Raw genomic sequence first — 23,604 nt, 5'->3', positions numbered from 1 at the left:
TGATCTGAGAAAACCTCACAGATCAGTACCGTGATGGCGTGAACCGGGACGCCGCGCCGGTACCGCCTCCGCCCCGTTCCGGGAATCGCCGAACCCGACTGCCGCCTGCCCGGGCGGCTGCACGAATGGAGCGATACCCATGTCCATCCGAACGCGCGCTCGCGCGCGGCTCGGCGCCGGCCTCGGTGCCGGTGCCGCGCTCGCCGCGCTGAGCCTCCTGATCGCGCCGCTCGCGGCGCAGGCCGAGGAGCCGGCTCCGGCCGATCCCGCGGCCGTCACCGCCCCGGCAGATCCCGCGGCCGCCGAGCCGGCGCCCGAACCCGCCCCGGCGCCCGCCGAACCCACGCCGGAACCCGAGCCGGCACCCGACCCTGCCACGGCACCGGTCGACGCGGCATCCGACGAGTCCGATCCCGCCGCCGCACCCGAGCCGGCGCCCGTTCCGCCCGCGGTGGTCGTCGCCGAACCCGGCACGAGCGCGGCGGACTCCTTCGCCGAACCGGCGACGGAACCCATCGTGACGCTCTTCGGCGCCACCGAGGCGTCGGCACTGCTCCCGCTGGCCGTCCCCGAGCCCGGCGACCCGTGCTACCCCGCGGTCTGCATCGACAACGGCACGATCCTGCTCGCCGTGAACCCGACGGGCGAGCTCAACACCTCGAACGCCGCCGGCTCGAAGGCCGGACCGGGCGACGCCGGGCTCGACTTCCTGCCGACGAACAACGACGCCACCTCGCCGGGATGCCTCTGCGAGGGCTGGGGCGTCGCAGACCCGGCGAGCGGGGTCTGGGGCGGCGCGAACCTCGACACCGAAGGACCGGGCGGCACCAACCTCGTGCTCGAGTCCTTCACGCACACCGCCTCGACGGCGACGTCCGTCGTCGTGATCCAGGACGCGGAGGCCCGACCGGTGTTCCGCGTCACCCATCAGTACGTGCCCTCGACGGCGACGAGCAACCTCTACCAGGTGAACGTGACGATCGAGAACCTGACGGGGGAGACCATCGCCACCGTGAAGTACCGCCGCGTCATGGACTGGGACATCGAGCCGACGGCGTTCAACGAGTTCGTCACGATCGACGGCGGCTCGGCGAGCGCGCTCGCCTACTCGAGCGACGACGGCTTCGCGAGCCCGAACCCGCTGGCGGGACCGAGCTCGATCCGCTTCGAGGGCAACGCCGTCGACGACGGTCCCGCCGATCACGGGGCGCTGTTCGACTTCGCCTTCGGTCCGCTCGGGCCCGGTGCCTCGCTCGGCTTCGTGATCTTCTACGGGGCGGCCGCGAACGAGGCGGAGGCGCGGGCCGCCCTCGCCGCGGTCGGCGCCGAGGCCTACTCCTTCGGCCAGACGAGCAGCGACCCGAGCGGCGGCACGCCGAACACCTTCATCTTCGCCTTCGGGAACGTCGGCGGTGCGCCGATTTTCCCGAACGAGGGGGAGGAGCCGGCGGCGCCGGCGCCCGCTCCGGCCGCGGCACCCGCCGCGTCCGTCGTCGTCGCGGACCTGGAGCCCGCCGCGGTCTCCGGCGACGAGCTCGCGTCGACCGGGGCGGAACCCGCCGGTGGCCTGCTCGCCGCGGCGCTCCTCGCGTTCGCGGGGATCGGGCTCGTCACGACGGCAGCGCTGCGCCGCCGCCGGGCCTGAATCCGATCGAGCCAGAGCGGATGTCGGCGTGCTCCAGCACGATCGGCATCCGCTCGCCGGCTCGCGGCATCGGCCGTCCGGCCGGCGCCTGGCAGTTCGCGGTGACCGCCGGCTCGTCAAGCTGGACGACGAGGCGGTCCTCGCCGCGCGCCTCGACGACGGTCGCCTCGAAGACCTCGCCCACCCGGTCGGCCAGGAGCGCCGCCTCGACCCGGTCGAGGGTCGCCTGCTCGAGCCGGCTCGCGCGGGCGGCGGCGGCCTGCATGAGCGGCGGCAGCTCGGGCAGGCTCTCGCGGAGCCAGGCGGGCACCGGCCGGCCCTCGGCGATCGCGAGGCTCGCGACGAGTCCCCAGCGGTCGACGAGCCGCCGGATCGGCGCGGTGACATGCGCGTACGGCGCGGCGATCGCGGCCTGCCCGGGATCGGCGGGCGCGGTGCCGTCGAACACCTCGTAGCCGGCGCCGCGGAAGAGCGAGGCGGCGGCCCGCAGCACCGGTCCGGTGCGCGGGTCCCGCCGATCGAGGCCGCGCAGGTAGTCGCCGTACGCCATCCGCTCCGGCCATGGCAGCCCGAGCGCGGCCGCCCGGGTGCGGAACGCCGCGATCGCATCGGGGGCGGGCGGCGGCATGGTCCGCAGCACCCCGACCCCGCCCTCGAGCATGAGCCGGGCGGCTTCGATGCCCGTCAGGATCGAGAGCTGCGCGTTCCAGGTCTCCACCGGCAGGGGCAGTCGCCGCTCGATGCGGTAGCCGCCGTGCTCGTCCCGCACCACCTCCTCGTCGGGCAGGTCCAGGCTCGCACCGCCGCGGAGCCGTTCCTGCTCGAGCCGGGCCGCCCCGAAGGCGGGCAGCTCGGCGAGCGGTCCGTCGTGCTCGCCGCCGTCGACGGCGCGCTGCGCCGACTCGTAGTCGAGCTGGGCCCGCGAGCGGACGAGCGCGCGCTCGAGACCGCTCCGCTGCACGGCGCCGCGGTCGTCGAGCTCGAAGGACCAGACGTAGGCGGTGCGGTCCTCGCCCGGCAGGAGGGACGCGTGGTCCACCCCGATGACGGGCGGATGCAGCGGGATCATGCCGTCCGCCGCGTACAGGCTCTGCCCGCGGCGGCGGGCTTCGGCGTCGACCGCGCCGCCCGGGCGGACGAACGACGGCACGTCGGCGATCGCGTAGCGGACGAGCCATCCGCCACCCGCCCGCGGCTCGATCAGGAACGCCTGATCGAGATCGCGCGCTCCGGCCGGATCGAGCGTGACGAACGCCAGCTCGCGGAGGTCGCGCGCGGGCGGGGGCTCCGCGGCGCGCGCCGCCTCGGCCTCGGTGAGCACCTCGGGAGAGAACTCGCCCGGCAGCTCGAGCTCCGTGCGCAGCGCCGCGAGGGCCTCGCCGAGCTCGCTCTGCGCGGTGGACAGGGCGAGGTGCGTGCGTCGGGCCGGCATGCAGCCAGCCTACGAGCCGCCCGCGCGCGGAGGGGTCCGCCGCTCGCAACTAGACTCGTCGCGTGCCCACACGTCTTACGAACTTCTTCCTCCGCACCCTCCGTGAAGACCCCGCCGACGCCGAGGTCACGAGCCACAAGCTGCTCGTCCGCGCCGGCTACATCCGGCGCCAGGCGCCGGGCATCTTCGCGTGGCTGCCGCTGGGCCTGCGGGTGAAGGCGAAGATCGAGCGCATCGTCCGCGAGGAGATGACCGCGGCCGGGGCCCACGAGGTGCACTTCCCCGCGCTGCTGCCGCGCGAGCCTTACGAGCTCACGAATCGCTGGACCGAGTACGGCGACGCACTGTTCCGCCTGCAGGACCGCAAGGGCGCCGACTACCTCCTCGCGCCGACGCACGAGGAGTCCTTCACGCTGCTCGTGAAGGACCTGTACTCCTCGTACAAGGATCTGCCGCTCACGATCTTCCAGATCCAGGACAAGTACCGCGACGAGGCCCGGCCGCGCGCGGGCCTCCTCCGCGGCCGCGAGTTCACGATGAAGGACGCCTACTCCTTCGATGTCAGCGACGAGGGGCTGGATGCCTCGTACCAGGCGCAGCGCGACGCCTACGAGCGCATCTTCACGCGGCTCGGCCTCGAGTACGTCATCGTGCAGGCCGACGCCGGCGCGATGGGCGGCTCGAAGAGCGAGGAGTTCCTGCACCCGACGCCGGTCGGCGAGGACACCTTCGTGCGCTCCGCCGGCGGCTACGCGGCCAACGTCGAGGCGTTCACGACCGTGGTGCCGGATCCCATCCCCTTCGACGGCCTGCCCGCCCCCGTCGTGGTCGACTCGCCGAACACGCCGACCATCCAGACGCTCGTCGACCTGGCGAACGCGGAGGTGCCCCGGCCCGACGGTCGCGACTGGACCGCGGCCGACACGCTGAAGAACGTCGTGCTCGCGCTGACCCAGCTCGACGGCAGCCGCGAGCTCGTCGTCGTCGGCGTGCCCGGCGACCGCGAGGTCGAGATGAAGCGCGTCGAGGTCGCGTTCGCGCCGGCCGAGGTCGAGCCCGCCACCGAGGCCTATTTCGCCAAGCACCCCGGTCTCGTCAAGGGCTACATCGGCCCCTGGTCGGAGGACGGCCCGGTGCTCGGCGAGGAGTCGGCCACCGGCATCCGCTACCTGCTCGACCCGCGCGTCGTCGACGGCACCGAGTGGATCACCGGCGCCAACGTCGACCAGAAGCACGTCTTCGGGCTCGTGGCCGGTCGGGACTTCGTCGCCGACGGCACGGTCGAGGCCTCCGACGTCCGCGACGGCGACCCCGCCCCCGACGGCTCCGGCCCGGTCGAGATCGCCCGCGGCATGGAGATCGGCCACGTCTTCCAGCTCGGCCGCAAGTACGCGGAGGCGCTCGGCCTCAAGGTGCTCGACGAGAACGGCAAGCTCGCCACCGTGACGATGGGCTCGTACGGCATCGGCGTCACCCGCATCCTCGCGATCATCGCCGAGCTCAACAACGACGAGAAGGGCCTCGTCTGGCCCGCCGCGGTCGCGCCGTTCGACGTGCACGTCCTCGCGACGGGCAAGGACCAGGCCGCCTTCGACGCCGCGGAGCGCATCGTCGCCGAGCTCGAGGAGAGCGGACGCGAAGTGCTCTACGACGACCGCCCGAAGCTCTCGCCCGGCGTGAAGTTCGCCGATGCCGAGCTCATCGGCGTGCCGAAGATCGTCATCGCCGGCCGCGGCGTCGCCGAGGGCGTCGTCGAGCTGTGGGACCGTGCGAGCGGCGACCGCGTGCAGCTGCCGATCGACGGCGTCGTCGCCGCGCTCGACGCCGACTGAGCCGGATCGCGCGGGCGCGGCGGGCGAGGATCGCCGCGCCCCGTGCGAGGCTGGGGGCATGAGTCTCACGCCCGCCGACACCCCGAGTCTTCCGCCCGAGCTGCAGGGCGCCGTCGACGAGCTGATCGCCGAGGCGGGCATCTCCGCGAACCGCTCGCTGATCGAGCGGATCCTCGTCACGGGCCTCCACCTCGGCACCGATCCCACCGATCGGCTCGACCTCAAGATCACCGCGGCCGCGCTCGAGGAGATGCGGGCGGCGTTCCGGCTCTTCGCGCCGTACGCGGACGTGCCGAAGGTGACCGTCTTCGGCTCGGCACGGACGCGGCCCGACGATCCGGGCTACGCGCAGGCGGAGCAGGTCGCCGCCGCGCTCGCCGAACAGGGCTGGATGGTCGTGACCGGCGCCGGTCCCGGCATCATGGAGGCCGCCACGAAGGGCGCCGGGCCGCGCCGCTCGCTCGGCGTCTCGATCCGGCTGCCGTTCGAGGAGAGCCCGAACCCGGTGCTCGTCGACCCGAACCGCGTCGCGATGAAGTACTTCTTCACCCGCAAGCTCATGCTCGTGAAGGAGTCGCGCGGCTTCGTCTGCCTCCCTGGGGGCTTCGGCACGCTCGACGAGACGTTCGAGCTGCTGACCCTGCAGCAGACGGGCAAGGCCGAGCCGGTGCCGATCGTCCTGCTCGACCGGCCGGGCGGCCACTACTGGCGCGGACTGGCGGACTTCGTCGAGACCGAGCTCGCGGGCGGCGGCTTCATCGCGAGCGACGACCTCGAGCGGGTGCTGATCACCGAGGACCCGGTGCGGGCGGTCGACGAGATCGTCGGCTTCTGGCGCAACTACGACTCGCTCCGCTGGGTGGGCGGGCGGCTCGTGCTGCGCCTTCGGGCCGAGCCGAGCGACGCCGAGATCGCCGGGCTCAACGAGCGCTTCGCCGGGCTTCTCGCGGGAGGCCGGATCGAACGGGTCGCCCCGTTCGCCGTCGAGCGCAACGACGACGACCGGCTCGAGCTGCCGCGACTGGCGCTCGAACTCGTGCCCCGGCAGGTGGGGGAGCTGCACCGGCTCATCCGCGCCATCGACGAACTGCCCAGCGCGCCGACGGAGCCGCCGCTCGGCGTCTGAGCGGCGGCGCCGCCGGGTGGGATCGGGCGGTACTGACCGGCCGGTCGATCCGGTACCCTGGGATCTCCGCCGAATCGGCGGGAAGAGCTGAATAGAGGAGGCCGGCGATGGATATCGACCTCAGCATGCTCCGCATGGTGGAGCGCGAGAAAGAGATCCCGTTCGACGAACTGGTGCAGATCATCGAGCAGGCGATCCTGATGGCCTACCTCAAGCACAGCAATCCGAATCAGCACGGGCACGCCAATCCGAACGGCGCGCGCGCCGAGCTCGACCGCAAGAGCGGGCACGTCGCGATCTTCGTGCCCGAGCTCGACGAGGAGGGCAACGTCCTGGGCGAGGCCGAGGACACCCCCGACGACTTCGGCCGCATCGCGGCCTACGCGGCCAAGCAGGTCATCAGTCAGCGGCTGCGCGACATCGCCGACGACGCAGTGCTCGGCGAGTTCCGGGGCCGCGAGGGCGACATCGTCGCCGGCGTCATCCAGCAGGGCCCGAACCCCAAGATGGTGCACATCGACCTCGGCACCGTCGAGGCGATCCTGCCGCCCGAGGAGCAGGTGCCGGGCGAGGAGTACCCGCACGGTCAGCGCATCCGCGTCTACGTGACGAGTGTCGCGAAGGGCGCGAAGGGCCCCTCGATCACGGTGTCCCGCACGCACCCGGCGCTCGTGCGCAAGCTGTTCGCCCTCGAGGTGCCCGAGATCGCTTCGGGCGTGGTCGAGATCGTCTCGCTCGCCCGCGAGGCGGGGCACCGCACGAAGATCGCGGTCCGCGCCACCCAGCCCGGCGTGAACGCGAAGGGGGCCGCGATCGGCGAGCTCGGCCAGCGCGTGCGCGCGGTCACCGCCGAGCTCGGCAACGAGAAGATCGACATCGTCGACTTCTCCGACGACCTCGCGACCTTCGTCGCCTCGGCCCTGTCGCCCGCGAAGGTGACCCGGGCGTACGTCGTCGACGAGACCCTGCGCGCGGTGCGCGCGCTCGTGCCCGACTACCAGCTCTCCCTCGCCATCGGCAAGGAGGGGCAGAACGCGCGCCTCGCGGCGAAGCTCACGGGCGCGAAGATCGACATCCAGCCGGACACGGCAGAGTAGGGAACCGCGCCGGCGGCTCCGTCGCGTCCCGGCGCGACGAAGGATGCGGCCCGGGGGTGTAACATGGAACCCGTCAGAACGTGCATCGCTTGCCGTGCGCGTGCCCCACGATCCTCACTTCTGAGGGTCGTTCTCCAAGATTCCCACCTCGTCGCAGATGCGGCAGCGGTGCGTCCTGGGCGGGGCGCGTGGCTGCATCCGACGCGCGAGTGCTTCCTGCTCGCTGACCGGCGCCGTGCCTTCGGACGCGCGCTCCGATTCACGGGCTCGCTGGACACCAGCGACGTACAGAACAGGCTGAACGGCTAATGGACCACTGATGAGCGGCTCGAAATGAGACCCGTCCACTAATCGGTCTGCCCCTGTCCGGGCGCAGACCCGGAACAGGAGAGTTGTGGCTGCCAAACCACGCGTACACGAGATCGCCAGCGAGCTCGGGGTCGACACCAAGATCGCCCTCGAGAAGCTGAAGGAACTGGGCGAATACGTCAAGGGCCCGTCCTCGTCGATCGAACCCCCCGTCGCCCGCAAGCTCAAGGCCGCCCTCGAGGCCGCCGGAGCCGCTGGCACCGCGGCGCCCGCCGCGGCACCGAAGCCGGCGGCGGCGAAGCCCGGCCCCAAGCCGGGTCCGAAGCCCGCTGCGGCTCCCGCGCCGGCACCCGCCCCCGCTGGCGAGGCCCCGCTGACGGTCGCCGAGCGCCAGGCGCAGGCCGAGAAGGCCGCCGCCGAGAAGGCTGCTGCCGAGAAGGCCGCCGCCGAGCAGGGCGGCGCCCCGCAGGCGCCCGCCGCCGAGCAGCCCGCCGGCGACGCCGTCAAGCCCGGTGGCGCACCGAAGCCCGGCGCGCCGCGTCCGGCCGGCCCGAAGCCCGCCTCCTCGCGTCCGGGCAACAACCCCTTCTCGAGCTCGCAGGGCATGGGCCAGCGCCCCGCGCAGCCCCGCCCGGGCAACAACCCGTTCTCGAGCTCGCAGGGCATGGGCCAGCGCCCGAGCCCCGGCAACATCCCGCGCCCGCAGGCGCCCCGTCCCGGTTCGCCGCGCCCCGGCGCCCCGCGTCCCGGCGGCCCCGGTCGTCCGGGCGGCGCAGGTCGTCCCGGCGGTGGCGGCGGCTTCCGCCCCGGCGGCGCTCCCGGCGGCGCAGGCCGTCCGGGCGGTCCCGGTGCAGGTGCCGGCGGCTTCCAGCGCCCCGGCGGCGGCTTCGGCGGCCCGCGTCCCGCGGGTGGCGGCGGCCGTGGCCGTGGCCCCGGCGGCGGCACGGCCGGCGCGTTCGGCCGCGGTGGCGGCAAGAGCAAGGCGCGCAAGTCGAAGCGGACGAAGCGGGCAGAATTCGAGATGCGGGAGGCTCCGTCGCTCGGCGGCGTGAGCGTGCCCCGCGGCGACGGCTCGACCCCGATCCGTCTGCGCCGCGGCGCCTCCATCTCGGACTTCGCCGACAAGATCGATGCGAACCCCGGTTCGCTCGTGACCGTGCTGTTCCACCTCGGTGAGATGGCGACGGCGACCGAGTCGCTCGACGAGGCCACCTTCCAGGTGCTCGGCGAGGAGCTCGGCTACAAGATCCAGATCGTCTCGCCCGAGGACGAGGACCGCGAGCTCCTCGAGGGCTTCGACATCGACCTCGACCAGGAGCTCGAGGACGAGACCGACGAAGACCTGGCCCAGCGGCCCCCGGTCGTCACCGTCATGGGTCACGTCGACCACGGTAAGACCCGACTGCTCGACGCCATCCGCAACGCGAACGTCGTGGCGGGCGAGGCCGGCGGCATCACCCAGCACATCGGTGCCTACCAGGTGCACACCCAGCACGAGGGCATCGACCGCGCGATCACCTTCATCGACACCCCGGGTCACGAGGCGTTCACCGCCATGCGTGCCCGTGGTGCGCAGGTCACCGACATCGCGATCCTCGTGGTCGCGGCCGACGACGGCATCATGCCGCAGACGGTCGAGGCGCTGAACCACGCGCAGTCGGCGAACGTGCCGATCGTGGTCGCGGTGAACAAGATCGACAAGCCCGAGGCGAACCCCGCCAAGGTGCGCCAGCAGCTCACCGAGTTCGGCCTCGTGGCCGAGGAGTACGGCGGCGACGTCATGTTCGTCGACGTCTCGGCTCGCGAGGGCATCGGCATCCAGGACCTGCTCGACGCGGTGCTGCTCACGGCCGACGCCGGGCTCGACCTGCGGGCCAACCCCGACAAGGACGCCCGCGGTGTCGCGATCGAGGCGAAGCTCGACAAGGGCCGCGGCGCCGTGGCGACCGTGCTCATCCAGTCGGGCACGCTCAAGGTCGGCGACGCGATCGTCGCGGGCACGGCGTACGGCCGCGTCCGGGCGATGAGCGACGAGAACGGCGAGCCGGTCGAGGCCGCGCTGCCGTCGCGTCCGGTCCAGGTGCAGGGTCTGTCCTCGGTGCCCCGCGCCGGCGACACCTTCCTCGTGACCGAGGACGACCGCACGGCGCGCCAGATCGCCGAGAAGCGCGAGGCCGCCCAGCGGAACGCGCAGCTCGCGAAGGCCCGCAAGCGCATCTCGCTCGAGGACTTCACCCGGGCCCTCGAGGAGGGCAAGGTCGAGGCGCTCAACCTCATCATCAAGGGCGACGTGTCGGGTGCCGTGGAGGCGCTCGAGGAGTCCCTGATGAAGATCGAGGTCGACGACTCGGTCCAGCTCCGCATCCTGCACCGCGGCGTCGGTGCGATCACGGAGTCGGACATCGACCTGGCCACCATCGACAACGCGATCGTGATCGGCTTCAACGTGCGGCCCGACGTGAAGGCGCGCGAGCGCGCCGCCCGCGAGGGCGTCGACGTGCGCTTCTACTCGGTCATCTACAACGCGATCGACGACATCGAGAACTCGCTCAAGGGCATGCTCAAGCCCGAGTACGAAGAGGTCCAGTCGGGTGTCGCCGAGATCCGCGAGGTGTTCCGCTCCTCGAAGTTCGGCAACATCGCCGGTGTCATCGTCCGTTCGGGCACGATCACCCGCAACGCGAAGGCGCGCGTCATCCGCGACGGCGTCGTCCTCGCGGACGGGCTCGCCATCGAGTCGCTGCGCCGGTTCAAGGACGACGTCACCGAGGTCCGCACGGACTTCGAGTGCGGTATCGGCCTCGGCAAGTACAACGACATCCAGGTCGGCGACGAGATCGAGACCGTGGAGCTGCGCGAGAAGCCTCGCGTCTGATCGAAACGGCCGGGGCGGTTCGCCGCCCCGGCCTTTCGTTCGAAAGGAGACCCTGCATCATGGCTGATCCCCAGCGCGCCAGGAAGATGGCGGACCGGATCCGCGAGATCGTCGCCCGTCGGCTCGAGAAGGGGCTGCGCGACCCGCGCCTCGGCTTCGTGACGATCACCGACGTCCGCGTGACGGGCGACCTGCAGCACGCCAGCATCTTCTACACGGTCTACGGCAGCGAGGAGGAGCGTCGCGACTCGGCGCTCGCCCTCAAGGCGGCGACCGGGATGCTGCGCACCGAGGTCGGTCGCAACATCACCGCTCGGCTCACGCCGTCGCTCGAGTTCATCGCCGACGCGATCCCCGAGAACGCCGAGCACATCGAGGAGCTGCTCCGCGAGGCGCGCGAGCGCGACGCGGAGACCACGGCGCTCGCCTCGGGCGCGAGCTTCGCGGGGGAGGCAGACCCCTACGTGAAGCCCCGCGTGGACGAGGACGACGAGGACGAGGCCCCCGCCGCCGCTCGCGACTGAGCCGCATCCGGCCCTCTGGCCCTGCGTCGCTGAACGCCCGGCGCCGCCGGGCGTTCGGCGTCTCCGCCCGCAGGCGGGCGTCAGGCGTCAGGCAACGAGTACCCCTCGTCGCCGACGACCGCGAGGCCGTCGGCGACGAGCGTGCCGAGCGCGCGCTCGAGCTGCGCCGCATCGCTCCAGCGGGCGTCGAGCAGCGCCCGGTCGACGGGCGCGTGCGCGGCGCGCAGCTCCGCGAGCACGATGCCGCGCACCTGGCGGTCGGAGCCCTCGTAGCGCGCCTGCCTCCGCTTCGGTGCGCCGTCGTCGGGGCGCCCTGCGGCGAGCCAGGCGCAGCGCGAGCGCACGGGGCAGCCGTCGCAGTCCGGCGTGCGCGCCGTGCACACGGTCGCCCCGAGCTCCATCGCCCCGGCGTTGAAGCGGCGTGCCGCGTCGCGCTCGACGGGCAGCTGCGCCGACATGGCGGCGAGGTCGCGCGCCGTCGAGGGCGCGCCGGCGTGGGCGCGGCCGTCGATCGCGCGGGCGAGCACCCGGCGGGTGTTCGTGTCCACGACGGGATGGCGCTCACCGAAGGCGAAGGCGGCGACCGCCCGTGCCGTGTACGGGCCGATGCCCTTGAGGGCGAGCAGCTCGTCGAGGCCGGACGGCACCTCGCCGCCGTGGCGCTCCACGATCTCCGTCGCGGCCTCGTGCAGCCAGAGCGCGCGCCTGGGGTAGCCGAGGCGGTCCCAGGCCCGCACGGCCTCGGCCGGGGGAGCTGAGGCGAGGGCGGCGGGCGTCGGCCAGCGCTCCATCCACGCCGTCCAGCGGGGGAGCACGCGCGAGACCTGCGTCTGCTGCAGCATGAACTCGCTCACGAGCACCGCCCAGGGCGACACCTCGGCGGCGCGCCAGGGCAGGGGCCGCGCGGCGTCGGCGAACCAGTCGTCGACGAGCTCGGCGAAGCTCGGCTCGGTGGGGTGTGGCATCCTCTCGAGCCTAGGCCGTGCCGAGGCGGGCCGCGGCGGTTAGGCTCGCAGTATGCGACTCGTGACGACCCCGCGAGTGACGTTCCTGCGGGACCTCGCCGACCTCGTGCAGCTGCGCACCGCCCGGGGCCGGGTGGTGCTCGCGGTCGACGGTCCGCTGCGCTCGGGCAAGACCGCATTCGCCGACGACCTCGGCGCGGTGCTCGAGGAGCGCGGTGCGACGGTGTTCCGGGCGCGCATGGAGGGCTTCCACCGCTCGCGCGAAGCGCAAGCGGCGTTCGGTCCTGACACGGCCGAACGGTACGTGGACTACGGCTTCGACGAGTCGGCGCTGCGCCGGGTGCTCGTCGAGCCGTTCCGGCTCGCGGGCTCGACGGGGTTCGTCACGCGGGTTCGCGACGTCGGACGGGATGCCTGGGTGGAGCCGAAGTGGCTCACGGGGCCCGAGGACGCGCTGCTCCTCCTCGACGGCCGCTTCCTGCTGCGCGACCGGCTCCGCCCGCTCTGGGACTTCTCGATCGCGATCGCCGGTGATCCGGTCGACCCCGCCGACGCGATCGCCTATGCCAGGTGCGACCCGCGCCGCGTCGCGGACGTGGTCGTCGACCTCGCGGACCCGGCGAGGCCGCGAGCGCTCTGAGTCGCGACGGTCGCATCGCGACGGTCCGGTCATGGGGCGGTATCGCCGGGTGCGGCGGCCGCCCGCACCCGGCCGGGCTCAGCGCTTGCGCGCCTTGATGATGCCCTCGTCGGCCTTCTCGCGCTTCTGCGCTCGCTTCTCCTTCAGCGAGAGCTGAGGCTGCTTCTTCGACGTGCTTGCCTTGGGTGACTTTCCGGCCATGATGAGCTCGCTTCCCTTCGTCAGCTGGCGGGCTTCCGGACACCATAGTCCATTTTCTGTGCGAGGGTGGCCCGGGGTGGTCAGCACCGCTCGCGGCGCCGGGAATTGCCGTTCACCAGGGAATCTGGGATGATAGTCAGTTCAATCGGAATCTTTGCAGGGAGGGCAGTCGTGATGGTTCACCGCACCGCGGACGCGCTGCTGCGCGACCGCGTCGTCACCCCCGACCGCCCCGCCCGACCGCCAGGCAGCTGAGCCGGACACCCAGACGCTCAACGCCACCCGGTCGACGACCGGGTGGCGTTCTCCGTCCCCGCCGTCCACCGCCGTCCGACCGCAGAAAGGACCACGACCATGGCCACCACCACCACCGACCGTCTCGCCAGCCTCGACGCCGAGCAGCTGCACCGGATCGTCGTCGCGCACGAGGCCGCCAAGCGCGCCCGCTTCAGCGCGGAGTACCTGCGCGCCCGGGTCACGATCGCCGGTGCCCCCGAGTTCGCCCAGGCCTCCGCCGAGTTCACCGAGGAGATCATGGAGCTCATGGACCGGGTGGGCTACACCGGCGGCCGGAACACCGCGCTCGCGACCATCCGCTGGGCGCTCCTCGCCGACCGCTTCCGGGACTCGCTGAGCGAGGAGGAGCACCGCGCCCTCACCGCCTCGTTCGACGCGGCGGCGGTCCCGGCCGCCTGAGCCTGGCCGGGCGACGCCGCGCTCAGCTCGGGATGGCCGCGAGCAGCTCGCGCTCGTCGAGCGGCGCGCCGGCGCGCTCGACGCGGTGCACGAGCTCGACGAGCGCCGCGTTCACCGGTGCGGCGAGCCCGGCCGCCCCAGCCTCGCGCACGACCGCGCCGTTCAGGTAGTCGACCTCGGTCGGCTGCCCGCGGCGGAGGCTCTGCTGGGTGGAGCCGAGGTTCGGCACCTGACCCATGCGCACGCCCATCAGCCACGGCAGCACCTGGCCGAGCACGACGGGGAGCGCGGCGAAGCACCGCAGCCGTCGGTCGCCGAGTCCCTGCAGCGCGCCGAACCGCACGCCGCGCGCCACGCCCACCCGCACGGTCTCGCGCATCGAGCGGGCGACGACCCGGCGGGTCGGGCCGTGGCGGAGGACGTCCTGCACGGGGCGGCCGAGGATCGCGGGCACCGCGTTGACCATGTTGACGACGAGCTTCGACCACTGCGCGCCGCGGAAGTTGCCGATCGCCGTGACCGGCACGGCGTCGCTGAGCAGTGCCGCGATGCGCCGGCTCTCGGCGTCGGCCGGCCCCTCGCCGCGGCCGAGGTAGCTCGTGGCCGTGGTCGTCACGCGCACGACGCCCGGCTCCGTGTAGTTCGCGGCGATGATCGACAGCACGCCGAAGCACGGTGTGCCGGGCAGCAGGCGCTCGGCCGTGGCGACGCCGTCGAGCCCGTTCTGCACGACGACGGTCGGCAGGCCCTCGATCGACTGCGCGTTCGCGGTGATCGCGGCCTCGGCATCCTGCGCCTTCGTGCAGACGAGCACGAGCTCCGGGCGGCGGGTGAGCCGGGGGTTCGCCGCGACCTCGACGGCGGCCTCGCCGTAGCCGCCGGACAGGCGGATGCCGCCGGCGCGGATGGCCTCGAGCCCGGCGCCGCGCGCGGTCACTTCGACCTCGTGGCCCGCGCGGGCGAGGAGCGCGGCGAAGGTGCCGCCCAGGGCGCCGGCGCCGATGATCCCGATCCGCATCCCACCAGCGTAGGGGCGGCGCCCCGGCCCGCGGGCGACTGTTAGCCTGGTCGGCGTGAACAGCGGCATCCTTCTCGTCGACAAGCCGCAGGGGATCACCAGCCACGACGTCGTCGCGCGCGTCCGCCGCCTCGCCGGCACCCGTCGGGTGGGCCACGCCGGCACGCTCGACCCGATGGCGACCGGACTCCTCCTGCTCGGCGTCGGCGGCTCCACCCGGCTGCTGCACTACCTCGTCGGGCTCGACAAGCAGTACCTCGCGACCATCCGTCTCGGCTGGGGCACCACGAGCGACGACGCCGAGGGCGAGCCGCACCCGGCGACCGATCCGAGCCGCATCGCGGCCGTCACCGACGCGGCGATCGCCGCCGGAATGTCGGCGCTCTCCGGCGAGATCGAGCAGGTGCCGAGCTCCGTGAGCGCCGTGAAGGTCGACGGGCGACGCGCCTACGACCGCGTCCGCGCGGGCGAGCAGGTCGAGCTCGCGCCCCGCCGCGTCACCGTCTCGGCGTTCGAGCTGCTGGAGACCCGGCGCGCGGACGACCACCTCGACCTCGATGTGCGCGTCGACTGCAGCTCGGGCACGTACATCCGCGCGCTCGCTCGCGACCTGGGCGCCGGCCTCGGCGTCGGCGGGCACTTGACGGCGCTCCGGCGCACCAGGATCGGGAGCTTCCCGGTCGAGCAGGCCGCGCCGCTCGAGGGGCTGGACGTCGCCGCGCGCATCCTGAGCCCCGCCGATGCGGCGAGCCGCGCGCTGCCGGTCGTCGCGATCGACGCGCAGCAGGCGATCGACCTCGGTCACGGCAAGCGCATCCCCGCGGGCGACGCCCCGACGAAGCAGCCGCTCGCCGCGATCGGGCCCGCCGACCGGCTCGTCGCCATCGTCGAGCGCCGCGGCGAGGAGCTCCGCGTCGTCACCGGCTTCCCGAACGAGGAGACGACCCCATGATCGAGTGGTACACCTGGGTGCAGCTCGGCGTCGCCGTCGCGGCTGGCCTGCTCTGCCTCGTCCTGGGCCTCGCCGGGCGCCAGCCCAGCGACCTCACCATCGGCGCGCTCGCCCTCGTCGAGCTGCTGCTCGTCGCGCAGCTCGTCGTCGCGCTCCTGGCGCCCGCGTTCGGCAACGCCCCGAGCGGCAGCGTGCTCGAGTTCTACACCTACCTCGTGAGCGCCCTGCTGCTGCCGCCGGCGGCCGCGCTGTGGGCGCTGCTGGAGCGCAACCGCTGGTCGACGGTGGTGCTCGGCGTCGCCGCCTTCGCCGTGGGCGTCATGGTGTACCGGATGCTGCAGATCTGGACCGTCCAGGGGCTCTGACCCCGCGCGCCGCAACGCCCGGCGCGTCTGAGAGAATCGAAGCGACATGAACAGCGCACCCCAGAGCCCGGACGCGCCCTCCGCGCGTCGGCGGATGAGCGGCATCGGCCGCGTCCTCGTCGCCGTCTACGGCGTGCTCGCCCTCGCGGCCCTCGGCCGCTCCTTCGTGCAGATCGTGCAGAAGTTCGACGAGGCGCCGCTCGCGTACGCCCTCTCGGCGCTCGCCGCGGTCGTCTACGTCATCGCCACGGTCGCCCTCGTCCGCTCGGGGCGCGGCTGGTACCGCGTCGCCTGGGCGACGATCGTGTTCGAGTTCACCGGCGTCATCGTCGTCGGCACGCTGAGCGTCGTGCTCCCCGGCCTCTTCCCGCACGACACGGTGTGGTCCTGGTACGGCCGCGGCTACCTGTTCATCCCGCTCGTGCTGCCGGTGCTCGGCATGTGGTGGCTCGCGAAGCACCGCCCCGACGCCGCCCCGGCCGAATCGCCCCTCGCCGCCGCCGAACGGCCGGCCTCGTGAGGGTCTTCGACGACCTCGCCGGCGTGCCGGCGGGGTTCGGCCCCGCTGCGGTCACGATCGGCAAGTTCGACGGCGTGCACGTCGGCCACCGCGCGGTCATCGGCCGGCTGCGCGAGATCGCGGCCGAACGGCAGCTCTCGGCGGTCGCGGTCACCTTCGACCGTAACCCGCTCGCGCTGCTCGCACCCGACAAGTGCCCGGATTCGCTCGTGAGCACGAGGCAGAAGCTCGAGCTGCTCGCGACGACGGGGCTCGACGCGACCCTGCTGCTGCACTTCGACCGGGTGCTGGCCTCGGTGCCCGCCGAGGAGTTCGTCGAGCGCATCCTGGTCGGCGCGCTCGGCGCGAAGGCGCTGCTCGTCGGTGACGACTTCCGCTTCGGCGCCAGGGGCGCGGGCGATGTCGCGCTCCTCGAACGCCTCGGCGAACGCCACGGGTTCACGGTCGAGGTGCTGGGCGACATCCGGCCCGACGGCGAACGCCGGGTCTCCTCGACCTGGGTGCGCGAGCTGCTCGACGAGGGCGACGTCGCCCGCGCCGCGGAGCTGCTCGGCGGCCACCGGCCGACGGTGAGCGGCGTCGTGGTGCACGGCGCCGCGCGCGGGCGCGAGCTCGGCTTCCCGACGGCGAACCTCTCGCCGGAGTCGGAGGGGCTCATCCCCGGCGACGGGGTGTACGCGGGCTGGCTGACCGACGCCGGCGTGCGGTATCCGGCGGCGATCTCCGTCGGCGACAACCCGACGTTCGAGGGCGTGCCGAAGAAGCAGGTCGAGGCGTACGTGCTCGACCGCGAGCTCGACCTGTACGACCACCTCGTCGACGTCGAGTTCGTCGAGCGGATCCGCGGCATGGTGGCGTTCACGACCATCCCCGACCTGATCGCGACGATCCAGGACGACGTCGACCGCATCCGCACCATCCTGCTGGGCTGAGCGTGGCCCCCGCGGGTCCGGCCTCGCCCAGAGCCCCGTGGCGCGGCCGGCTGCTCGCGCTCCTCGGCATCGTGCTCGTCGCGTTCAACCTGCGCACGGCCGTCGCCGCACTCTCGCCGGTGCTCGGCCGGGTCGGCGAGGACATCGCGCTGAGCCCGGCGTTCGTCGGCTTCCTCGGCATGCTGCCGCCGCTCTGCTACGCGGCCTTCGGCATCCTGACGCCGTCCGTGGCCCGCCGGTTCGGGCTCGAGCGCACGCTCGTCGGCTCGCTCCTGCTGCTGACAGGCGGGCTGGCGTGGCGCGGGCTCGCCGCGGACGCCGCGCAGCTCGTCTTGGCGAGCGTCGTGACGTTCGCGGCGATGGGGGTCGGCAACGTGCTGCTGCCGCCGCTCGTGAAGCGCTACTTCCCGGAACGGATCGGGCTGCTGACGACGGTCTACGTCACGGCGATGTCGGTGAGCACGCTCGTGCCGCCGCTCCTCGCCGAGCCGGTGGCCGAGGCGGCCGGCTGGCGGGTGTCGGTGGGGGAGTGGGCGGTCGTGGCGGCCGTCGCGCTCGTGCCGTGGGCGATGCTCCTCGCGCGGCCGGCGAGCCGGGCCCCAGGGGGCTCCGACGAGCCGGCGGCGGGACTGCTCGCGCTCGCCGCGCGCTCGCCGCTCGGCTGGGCACTGCTCGTCGTCTTCGCGGCGGCCGGCTTCAACGCGTACTCGGCGTTCGCGTGGCTACCCGAGATCCTGCACGACCTCGCGGGGTCCGCTCCGGCGGAGGCTGGGGCCCTGCTCTCGCTGTACGCGGCGATGGGGATCCCGGCGGGGCTCTTCGTGCCGGTGCTCGCGGTGCGGTTCGGCTGGGTGCGGCCGCTCGTCTGGTTCGCGGTGCTGGCGTTCGTGATCGGGTACCTGGGTCTCCTCCTCGCCCCCGGCCACGTCACCTGGCTCTGGGTCGCGCTCGTCGGCTGCGGTCCGATGCTGTTCCCGCTCTCGCTCGTGCTCATCAACCTCCGCACGCGGAGCCACGACGGGGCGGTCGCGCTGAGCGGCTTCGTGCAGTCGGCGGGCTATCTCGTGGTCGCCGCGGGCCCGCTCGCGGTCGGTCTGCTGCACGAGGCGAGCGGGGGCTGGAGGTGGCCGCTGCTACTGCTGCTCGCGTCTGCGCTGCCGGCCGCGGTCGCGGGCGCCGTCGTGGCGCGATCGCGGTTCCTGGAGGACGAGCGGCGCTGAGCGCCGGATCGCTCGGGCGCCTCGCGCGCGGATGCCTCCTCGCGGTGCTCGCGCGCGTGCACCGCGGGGCCCGGCTGCTCATCTGAGCAGAATCGCCTGCGAGTGTTGCTGGGCGCGGATCCGGTGCCTACCCTGGAACGAGGGGAAGGAGACGGATGGACGAGACCGATGAGCTGCTGTCGATCCGGGCCGCTGAGCTCTACTACGAAGAGAACAAGACCCAGGACGAGATCGGTCAGGCGCTGCGCCTGACCCGCTGGAAGGTCGGGCGGCTGCTCGCCCAGGCCAAGCAGCGCGGGTTCATCCGCATCGAGATCCTGCACCCGCGCGCCCGGCGCCTGCCGATCGAGCGGCGCCTGCGCGAGGAGCGCGGGCTGAGCGACGCGATCGTCGTGTCCTCCGCCGGCGTCGCCGGCCCCGAGGAGCTGCAGGCGCGAACGGCCCAGGCCGCCGCCGACTACCTCACCGCGCTCCGCCCGGTGCCGCGCACCCTCGGCGTGAGCTGGGGGCGCACGCTCTACGAGATCTCGCAGCACCTCCGCAACGGCTGGGCCACGGGCGTGAACGTCGTGCAGATCAACGGCGGTGTGAGCCTCAACCGGCGGCCGGGCACCGCCGCGGCCACCGCCGTCGGCATCGCCCAGAAGGGCGGCGGGCAGGCCACCCTGCTGCCGAGCCCCGCCATCCTGGAACGGCTCGAGACGAAGCAGGCCATCGAGTCCGACCGCGTCGTCGCGGGCGTGATCGAGCTCGCCCGCTCCGCCGACGCCTACCTCTTCAGCGCCGGCGCCGCCGACGAGAGCTCGGTGCACGTCGAGAGCGGCTACCTCTCCGTCTCCGACGTCGATCTCCTCGTCGCGAAGGGGGCCGTCGGCGACGTCGTCGGCCGCTATCTCGACTCCGACGGCAACATCGTCGACCCCGCCCTCGACGCGCGCACCGTCGGGCTCACCCTCGACGAACTGCGCCAGGCCCCGCTCGCGATCGCCGTCATCGCCGGCCAGGCGAAGCATCCCGTCGCCGACGCGGTCGTGCGCAGCGGGCTGTGCACCGTGCTCGTCACCGACGAGGCCACGGCGCTCCACCTCCTCGACGGCTGAACGCCGCGCACCTCCCCACGAACCACGTATCGCCACAACAGCCGGAAGGCAGGTCACCCAGAATGACTGGCACCACCCTCGTCACCGCCCGCGAGCGCGCGCTCGCCGTGCTCGGCGGCGACCCCGACGACGCGACGCTCCGCCGCTATCTGCACGGCATCCCCGGCGTCGACGCGGTCGGCCTCGAACAGCGGGCCGCCGCGCTCGGCACCCGCTCCGTCAAGACCAGCTCCAAGGCCTGGGCGCTCGACCGGATCATCTCGCTCATCGACCTGACCACGCTCGAGGGCGCCGACACCCCCGGCAAGGTGCGCTCGCTCGTCGCGAAGGCGCAGAACCCCGACCCCGCAGACCCCGCCACTCCGCGGGTCGCCGCCGTCTGCGTCTACGGCGACATGGTCCCGTACGCGGTCGAGGCGCTCGGCGCCGCGCACGGCGACCCCGACGACGGCGGCATCTCGGTCGCGGCCGTCGCGACCGCCTTCCCGTCCGGCCGCTCCTCGCTCGACATCAAGCTCGCGGACACCGCCGAGGCCGTCGCGGCCGGCGCCGACGAGATCGACATGGTGATCGATCGCGGGGCGTTCCTCGCCGGCCGCTACGGCCTCGTCTTCGACCAGATCGCCGCCGTGAAAGACGCCTGCCGCCGCCCCGACGGCACGAGCGCGAGCCTCAAGGTGATCCTCGAGACCGGCGAGCTCGTGACGTACGACAACGTGCGCCGCGCCTCGTGGCTCTCGATCCTCGCCGGCGGCGACTTCATCAAGACCTCGACCGGCAAGGTGCAGCCCGCCGCGACCCTGCCCGTGACCCTGCTGATGCTCGAGGTCGTCCGCGACTGGCACCGGCTCACCGGGCACAAGGTGGGCGTGAAGCCCGCCGGCGGCATCCGCACCTCGAAGGACGCCATCAAGTACCTCGTCACCGTCGCCGAGACCGTGGGCGAGGAGTGGCTCGTGCCGCACCTCTTCCGCTTCGGCGCCTCCAGCCTGCTGAACGACGTGCTGCTGCAGCGCCAGAAGCTCGCGAGCGGGCACTACTCCGGCGCCGACTACGTGACCATCGACTGACCGAGACGAGACCTGCAATGAGCTTCCTCGAATACGCACCGGCCCCGGAGTCCCGGGCCATCCTGTCGCTGCGCGACCGATACGGCCTCTTCATCGACGGCGAGTTCGTCGACGGACGCGGCACGCCCTTCCAGACCATCTCCCCGGCGAACGAGGAGCGGATCGCCGAGATCGCCTCCGCGAACGCGGAGGACGTGGCCGACGCCGTCGCCGCGGCCCGCCGCGCCTACGAGCGGGTCTGGTCCAAGATGAGCGGCCGCGACCGCGGCAAGTACCTCTTCCGCATCGCGCGCCTCGTGCAGGAGCGCGCCCGCGAGCTCGCCGTCGCCGAGTCCCTCGACAACGGCAAGCCGATCAAGGAGTCGCGCGACGTCGACGTGCCGCTCGTCGCCGCCTGGTTCTTCTACTACGCGGGCTGGGCCGACAAGCTCGACCACGCCGGCCTCGGCGCCGACCCGCGCGCCCTCGGCGTGGCCGGGCAGGTCATCCCGTGGAACTTCCCGCTGCTCATGCTCGCCTGGAAGATCGCCCCGGCGCTCGCCGCGGGCAACACGGTCGTGCTGAAGCCGGCCGAGACCACGCCGCTCACGGCACTGCTGTTCGCCGAGATCCTGCAGCAGGCCGAGCTGCCCGCCGGCGTCGTGAACATCGTCACCGGCGCGGGCGAGACGGGCGCGGCGCTCGTCGCCGCCGACGTCGACAAGGTCGCCTTCACCGGCTCGACGGGCGTCGGCCGGGCGATCGCGAAGCAGGTCGCGGGCACGCAGAAGAAGGTCACCCTCGAGCTCGGCGGCAAGGCGGCGAACATCGTCTTCGACGACGCGCCCATCGACCAGGCCATCGAGGGCATCGTCAACGGCATCTTCTTCAACCAGGGCCACGTGTGCTGCGCCGGCAGCCGCCTGCTCGTGCAGGAGAGCATCCACGACGAGGTCGTCGATCGGCTGAAGCAGCGCCTCTCGACGCTCCGTCTCGGCGACCCGCTCGACAAGAACACCGACATCGGGGCGATCAACTCCGCGGCGCAGCTCGCCCGCATCCGCGAGCTCAGCGACGTCGGCGTGGCCGAGGGCGCCGAGCGCTGGAGCGCGCCGTGCGAACTGCCCGCCGAGGGCTTCTGGTTCGCGCCGACGATCTTCACGGGCGTCGAGACGAGCCACCGCATCGCCCGCGAGGAGGTGTTCGGCCCGGTGCTCTCGGTGCTGAGCTTCCGCACCCCGCAGGAGGCGATCGCCAAGGCGAACAACACGCCGTACGGCCTTTCGGCCGGCATCTGGAGCGACAAGGGCAGCCGCATCCTCGCGGTCGCCGACCAGCTCCGCGCGGGCGTCATCTGGGCGAACACCTTCAACCGCTTCGACCCGGCGAGCCCGTTCGGCGGCTACAAGGAGTCCGGCTACGGCCGCGAGGGCGGTCGGCACGGGCTCGGCGCCTACCTCGCGCCCGCCGCGAGCCGCAGCGCGCGTGCCGCGCGCGCCGTCGAGGCATCCGCCGCGCCCGCCGCGAAGACGCGCCCCGCCGCGAAGGCGGATGCCGAGGCGAAGCCGGCCCCCGCGAAGCGGAGCCGCCGAACGAGCAAGTCCGCTGAGAAGGGAGCCGCGAAGTGAGCCGCCTCACCGTGCCGAAGACGTACAAGCTGTTCATCGGCGGGGCCTTCCCCCGCAGCGAGTCGGGCCGCACCTACGAGGTGACGAGCGCCTCGGGCGGCTTCCTCGCCAACGCGGCGAAGGCCTCGCGCAAGGACGCCAGGGACGCGGTCGTCGCGGCCCGCGGCGCCGTCGCGGGCTGGGCCGGCGCGACCGCCTACAACCGCGGCCAGGTGCTCTACCGCATCGCGGAGCTGCTCGAGGGCCGCCGGGCGCAGTTCGTCGCCGAGATCGAGGAGGCCGAGGGCGTCTCCCGCGCCGCCGCGGGCGCGCAGGTCGACGAGGCCATCGACCGCTGGGTCTGGTACGCGGGCTGGGCCGACAAGTTCGCCCAGGTCGCCGGCAACGCCAACCCGGTCGCCGGGCCCTACTTCAACCTCTCCGTGCCGGAGCCGACCGGCGTCGTCGCCATCGTCGCGCCGCAGGACTCCGCGCTGCTCGGCCTCGTCTCGGCCGTCGCCCCCGCGCTCGTCGCGGGCAACGCGGTCGTCGTCGTCGCGAGCGAGCGCTTCCCGCTCTCGGCGATCTCGCTGGCCGAGGTGCTCGCCACGAGCGACGTGCCGAAGGGCGTCGTCAACGTGCTCACGGGCTCGCCCGCCGAGATCGCGCCGTGGCTCGCGAGCCACGCCGACGTCAATGCGCTCGACCTCGTCGGCGCGGGCGCGCTCGACTGGATCGACCTCGAGATCGCGGCGGCCGACACCCTGAAGCGGGTGCACCGCCCCGAGCAGGGCGCGGATGCCGCGGCGCCGAGCCTCGAGCGGATCGTCGGCTTCACCGAGACGAAGACGGTCTGGCACACGAAGAGCCTGCGCTGAGCGTGGCCGGTCGCCGGGGCGCCTCCGACGAACGCGGTCGTCTCGTCGACGACCCGTTCGCGTGGCGCGCCACGGCGGCCGGCCAGCTGCTCGTCTCCCGTGGCGGCCGCCACGTCGTGACCGTCGGGGGAGCGGAGGCCGCGCGCCTCCTCGCGCGCCTGGAGCGGGCCGAGTCGGCCGGCGACGAGCCCGCGGTGCAGCACCTGCTCGCCCGCGCGACCGGCAACTACCGCCGTGGGAACGAACGGCGCGGCCGGGGCTGAGCCCCGGCGCCGTTCGCGGGGATCAGCTGCGGTTGTTCGACAGCTCGAAGATGCGGATCAGCTCGGCGACGGCGGCCTCGCGCTCCTCGCCGCCGGCCTCGTACTGGTGGCTCACGTGCGTGCGCAGGTGGTTCTCGACGAGCAGCTTGTTCAGCGAGCCGAGGGACTTCTGCACGGCGAGCGACAGCGTGATGATGTCGACGCAGTAGTCCTCGTTCTCGATCATCTTCTCGATGCCGCGCAGTTGGCCCTCGATGATCTTCGTGCGGTGCAGCGCGCGCTTCTTGATGTCCTCGATCACCCCCTCAGGATAGCGCCTGCGAATCCGGTACCGACCGGGGTATTCAGCGCCGCCGAG

At 73.2% G+C, this 23,604-nt stretch carries 24 protein-coding genes; 19 read left to right on the top strand and 5 right to left on the bottom strand.

The genetic code is table 11. From position 1 onward, the window contains the following. The first annotated feature begins 139 nt into the window (after positions 1-139). Positions 140-1,645 carry a hypothetical protein gene (locus IEY71_RS14805; RefSeq protein WP_189086131.1) on the top strand — a complete coding sequence of 502 codons (1,506 nt, stop codon included), beginning with the start codon at positions 140-142 and terminating at the stop codon, positions 1,643-1,645. Here IEY71_RS14805 and IEY71_RS14800 read toward each other — a convergent pair. Then, positions 1,611-3,077, bottom strand: coding sequence for an RNB domain-containing ribonuclease (locus tag IEY71_RS14800; RefSeq protein WP_189086130.1), 1,467 nt, complete (start codon positions 3,075-3,077; stop codon positions 1,611-1,613). The genes IEY71_RS14805 and IEY71_RS14800 overlap by 35 nt on opposite strands. 62 nt (positions 3,078-3,139) lie before the next feature. Between IEY71_RS14800 and IEY71_RS14795 the strand changes: the two genes are divergently transcribed. The 6 genes from IEY71_RS14795 to rbfA all read left to right on the top strand — a co-directional run bounded on the left by IEY71_RS14795 (position 3,140) and on the right by rbfA (position 10,840). Next, positions 3,140-4,909 carry a proline--tRNA ligase gene (locus IEY71_RS14795; protein ID WP_189086129.1) on the top strand — a complete coding sequence of 590 codons (1,770 nt, stop codon included), beginning with the start codon at positions 3,140-3,142 and terminating at the stop codon, positions 4,907-4,909. A gap of 58 nt (positions 4,910-4,967) precedes the next feature. After that, the gene (locus tag IEY71_RS14790) at positions 4,968-6,035 is read left to right on the top strand and encodes an LOG family protein (protein WP_189086128.1); all 1,068 of its coding nucleotides are present in this window, start codon (positions 4,968-4,970) and stop codon (positions 6,033-6,035) included. Between the two features lie 107 nt (positions 6,036-6,142). Then, positions 6,143-7,132 (top strand): transcription termination factor NusA, encoded by a 990-nt coding sequence (gene nusA / locus IEY71_RS14785; protein WP_189086127.1) that lies wholly within the window; start codon positions 6,143-6,145, stop codon positions 7,130-7,132. A gap of 63 nt (positions 7,133-7,195) precedes the next feature. Further along, complete coding sequence (locus IEY71_RS14780; protein ID WP_189086126.1) at positions 7,196-7,441, top strand: YlxR family protein; 246 nt, start codon at positions 7,196-7,198, stop codon at positions 7,439-7,441. 85 nt (positions 7,442-7,526) lie between these two features. Further along, positions 7,527-10,316, top strand: coding sequence for a translation initiation factor IF-2 (gene infB / locus IEY71_RS14775; RefSeq protein ID WP_189086125.1), 2,790 nt, complete (start codon positions 7,527-7,529; stop codon positions 10,314-10,316). Positions 10,317-10,375: 59 nt separating this feature from the next. Continuing rightward, a complete protein-coding gene (rbfA, locus tag IEY71_RS14770; protein WP_189086124.1) occupies positions 10,376-10,840 on the top strand; it encodes a 30S ribosome-binding factor RbfA in 465 nt (154 codons plus the stop codon). An 80-nt stretch (positions 10,841-10,920) separates the two neighbouring features. On the opposite strand, the gene IEY71_RS14765 is transcribed toward rbfA, so the two are convergent. Next, positions 10,921-11,805 (bottom strand): iron-sulfur binding domain-containing protein, encoded by an 885-nt coding sequence (locus IEY71_RS14765; RefSeq protein ID WP_189086123.1) that lies wholly within the window; start codon positions 11,803-11,805, stop codon positions 10,921-10,923. 52 nt (positions 11,806-11,857) lie between these two features. Between IEY71_RS14765 and IEY71_RS14760 the strand changes: the two genes are divergently transcribed. Continuing rightward, positions 11,858-12,445 (top strand): nucleoside/nucleotide kinase family protein, encoded by a 588-nt coding sequence (locus IEY71_RS14760; RefSeq protein WP_189086122.1) that lies wholly within the window; start codon positions 11,858-11,860, stop codon positions 12,443-12,445. A 78-nt stretch (positions 12,446-12,523) separates the two neighbouring features. On the opposite strand, the gene IEY71_RS18560 is transcribed toward IEY71_RS14760, so the two are convergent. Beyond that, positions 12,524-12,646, bottom strand: a complete 123-nt coding sequence (locus tag IEY71_RS18560; protein ID WP_268243570.1) for a hypothetical protein — start codon at positions 12,644-12,646, stop codon at positions 12,524-12,526. 354 nt (positions 12,647-13,000) lie between these two features. On the opposite strand from IEY71_RS18560, the gene IEY71_RS14755 reads away from it, so the two are divergent. Further along, entirely contained in the window at positions 13,001-13,342 is a 342-nt protein-coding gene (locus IEY71_RS14755; RefSeq protein WP_189086121.1) for a hypothetical protein, read from the top strand. Positions 13,343-13,364: 22 nt separating this feature from the next. Here IEY71_RS14755 and IEY71_RS14750 read toward each other — a convergent pair whose 3' ends face one another. Continuing rightward, positions 13,365-14,360, bottom strand: a complete 996-nt coding sequence (locus IEY71_RS14750; protein ID WP_189086120.1) for a ketopantoate reductase family protein — start codon at positions 14,358-14,360, stop codon at positions 13,365-13,367. A 55-nt stretch (positions 14,361-14,415) separates the two neighbouring features. Here IEY71_RS14750 and truB point away from each other — a divergent pair, with 55 nt between their 5' ends. The 10 genes from truB (at position 14,416) to IEY71_RS14700 (ending at position 23,246) form a co-directional block, all read left to right on the top strand. Then, positions 14,416-15,312, top strand: coding sequence for a tRNA pseudouridine(55) synthase TruB (gene truB / locus IEY71_RS14745; RefSeq protein WP_229781776.1), 897 nt, complete (start codon positions 14,416-14,418; stop codon positions 15,310-15,312). Beyond that, complete coding sequence (locus IEY71_RS14740) at positions 15,309-15,677, top strand: hypothetical protein (RefSeq protein WP_189086119.1); 369 nt, start codon at positions 15,309-15,311, stop codon at positions 15,675-15,677. Before truB ends, IEY71_RS14740 begins: the two co-directional genes overlap by 4 nt. Before the next feature lie 46 nt (positions 15,678-15,723). Next, positions 15,724-16,197 (top strand): hypothetical protein, encoded by a 474-nt coding sequence (locus IEY71_RS14735; protein ID WP_229781775.1) that lies wholly within the window; start codon positions 15,724-15,726, stop codon positions 16,195-16,197. Then, positions 16,194-17,129 (top strand): bifunctional riboflavin kinase/FAD synthetase, encoded by a 936-nt coding sequence (locus IEY71_RS14730; RefSeq protein ID WP_189086118.1) that lies wholly within the window; start codon positions 16,194-16,196, stop codon positions 17,127-17,129. The genes IEY71_RS14735 and IEY71_RS14730 overlap by 4 nt, the downstream gene beginning before the upstream one ends. 2 nt (positions 17,130-17,131) lie before the next feature. After that, positions 17,132-18,349, top strand: coding sequence for an MFS transporter (locus tag IEY71_RS14725; RefSeq protein WP_189086117.1), 1,218 nt, complete (start codon positions 17,132-17,134; stop codon positions 18,347-18,349). Positions 18,350-18,504: 155 nt separating this feature from the next. Further along, positions 18,505-19,449, top strand: a complete 945-nt coding sequence (locus IEY71_RS14720; protein WP_189086116.1) for a sugar-binding transcriptional regulator — start codon at positions 18,505-18,507, stop codon at positions 19,447-19,449. A gap of 62 nt (positions 19,450-19,511) precedes the next feature. Next, positions 19,512-20,519: a deoxyribose-phosphate aldolase gene (gene deoC / locus IEY71_RS14715; protein ID WP_189086115.1), complete on the top strand. Its 1,008-nt coding sequence runs from the start codon at positions 19,512-19,514 to the stop codon at positions 20,517-20,519. 17 nt (positions 20,520-20,536) lie between these two features. Then, positions 20,537-22,126 carry an aldehyde dehydrogenase family protein gene (locus tag IEY71_RS14710; RefSeq protein ID WP_189086114.1) on the top strand — a complete coding sequence of 530 codons (1,590 nt, stop codon included), beginning with the start codon at positions 20,537-20,539 and terminating at the stop codon, positions 22,124-22,126. Further along, positions 22,123-22,983: an aldehyde dehydrogenase family protein gene (locus IEY71_RS14705; RefSeq protein ID WP_189086113.1), complete on the top strand. Its 861-nt coding sequence runs from the start codon at positions 22,123-22,125 to the stop codon at positions 22,981-22,983. The genes IEY71_RS14710 and IEY71_RS14705 overlap by 4 nt, the downstream gene beginning before the upstream one ends. Before the next feature lie 2 nt (positions 22,984-22,985). Next, entirely contained in the window at positions 22,986-23,246 is a 261-nt protein-coding gene (locus IEY71_RS14700; protein ID WP_189086112.1) for a hypothetical protein, read from the top strand. Positions 23,247-23,268: 22 nt separating this feature from the next. Here the strand turns inward: IEY71_RS14700 and IEY71_RS14695 are convergent, their stop codons facing one another. Then, on the bottom strand, positions 23,269-23,547 hold the full coding sequence (locus IEY71_RS14695; protein ID WP_189086111.1) for a metal-sensitive transcriptional regulator: 279 nt from the start codon (positions 23,545-23,547) through the stop codon (positions 23,269-23,271). Between the last annotated feature and the right edge of the window lie 57 nt (positions 23,548-23,604).

The sequence above is a fragment of the Agromyces mediolanus genome, from assembly GCF_014648575.1.
GTDB lineage: Bacteria > Actinomycetota > Actinomycetes > Actinomycetales > Microbacteriaceae > Agromyces > Agromyces mediolanus.
Note: the sequence above shows the minus strand (reverse complement) of the source record. Positions and strands in the feature narration are given on the sequence as shown.

Bases quoted from the DNA above. Each gene is read 5' to 3' on its own strand.
- IEY71_RS14805 (WP_189086131.1), top strand. From the start codon at position 140: ATGTCCATCCGAACGCGCGCTCGCGCGCGGCTCGGCGCCGGCCTCGGT.
- IEY71_RS14800 (WP_189086130.1), bottom strand. From the start codon at position 3,077: ATGCCGGCCCGACGCACGCACCTCGCCCTGTCCACCGCGCAGAGCGAG.
- IEY71_RS14790 (WP_189086128.1), top strand. From the start codon at position 4,968: ATGAGTCTCACGCCCGCCGACACCCCGAGTCTTCCGCCCGAGCTGCAG.
- nusA (WP_189086127.1), top strand. From the start codon at position 6,143: ATGGATATCGACCTCAGCATGCTCCGCATGGTGGAGCGCGAGAAAGAG.
- IEY71_RS14780 (WP_189086126.1), top strand. From the start codon at position 7,196: ATGGAACCCGTCAGAACGTGCATCGCTTGCCGTGCGCGTGCCCCACGA.
- rbfA (WP_189086124.1), top strand. From the start codon at position 10,376: ATGGCTGATCCCCAGCGCGCCAGGAAGATGGCGGACCGGATCCGCGAG.
- IEY71_RS14765 (WP_189086123.1), bottom strand. From the start codon at position 11,805: ATGCCACACCCCACCGAGCCGAGCTTCGCCGAGCTCGTCGACGACTGG.
- IEY71_RS14760 (WP_189086122.1), top strand. From the start codon at position 11,858: ATGCGACTCGTGACGACCCCGCGAGTGACGTTCCTGCGGGACCTCGCC.
- IEY71_RS18560 (WP_268243570.1), bottom strand. From the start codon at position 12,646: ATGGCCGGAAAGTCACCCAAGGCAAGCACGTCGAAGAAGCAGCCTCAG.
- IEY71_RS14755 (WP_189086121.1), top strand. From the start codon at position 13,001: ATGGCCACCACCACCACCGACCGTCTCGCCAGCCTCGACGCCGAGCAG.
- IEY71_RS14750 (WP_189086120.1), bottom strand. From the start codon at position 14,360: ATGCGGATCGGGATCATCGGCGCCGGCGCCCTGGGCGGCACCTTCGCC.
- IEY71_RS14740 (WP_189086119.1), top strand. From the start codon at position 15,309: ATGATCGAGTGGTACACCTGGGTGCAGCTCGGCGTCGCCGTCGCGGCT.
- IEY71_RS14735 (WP_229781775.1), top strand. From the start codon at position 15,724: ATGAACAGCGCACCCCAGAGCCCGGACGCGCCCTCCGCGCGTCGGCGG.
- IEY71_RS14720 (WP_189086116.1), top strand. From the start codon at position 18,505: ATGGACGAGACCGATGAGCTGCTGTCGATCCGGGCCGCTGAGCTCTAC.
- deoC (WP_189086115.1), top strand. From the start codon at position 19,512: ATGACTGGCACCACCCTCGTCACCGCCCGCGAGCGCGCGCTCGCCGTG.
- IEY71_RS14710 (WP_189086114.1), top strand. From the start codon at position 20,537: ATGAGCTTCCTCGAATACGCACCGGCCCCGGAGTCCCGGGCCATCCTG.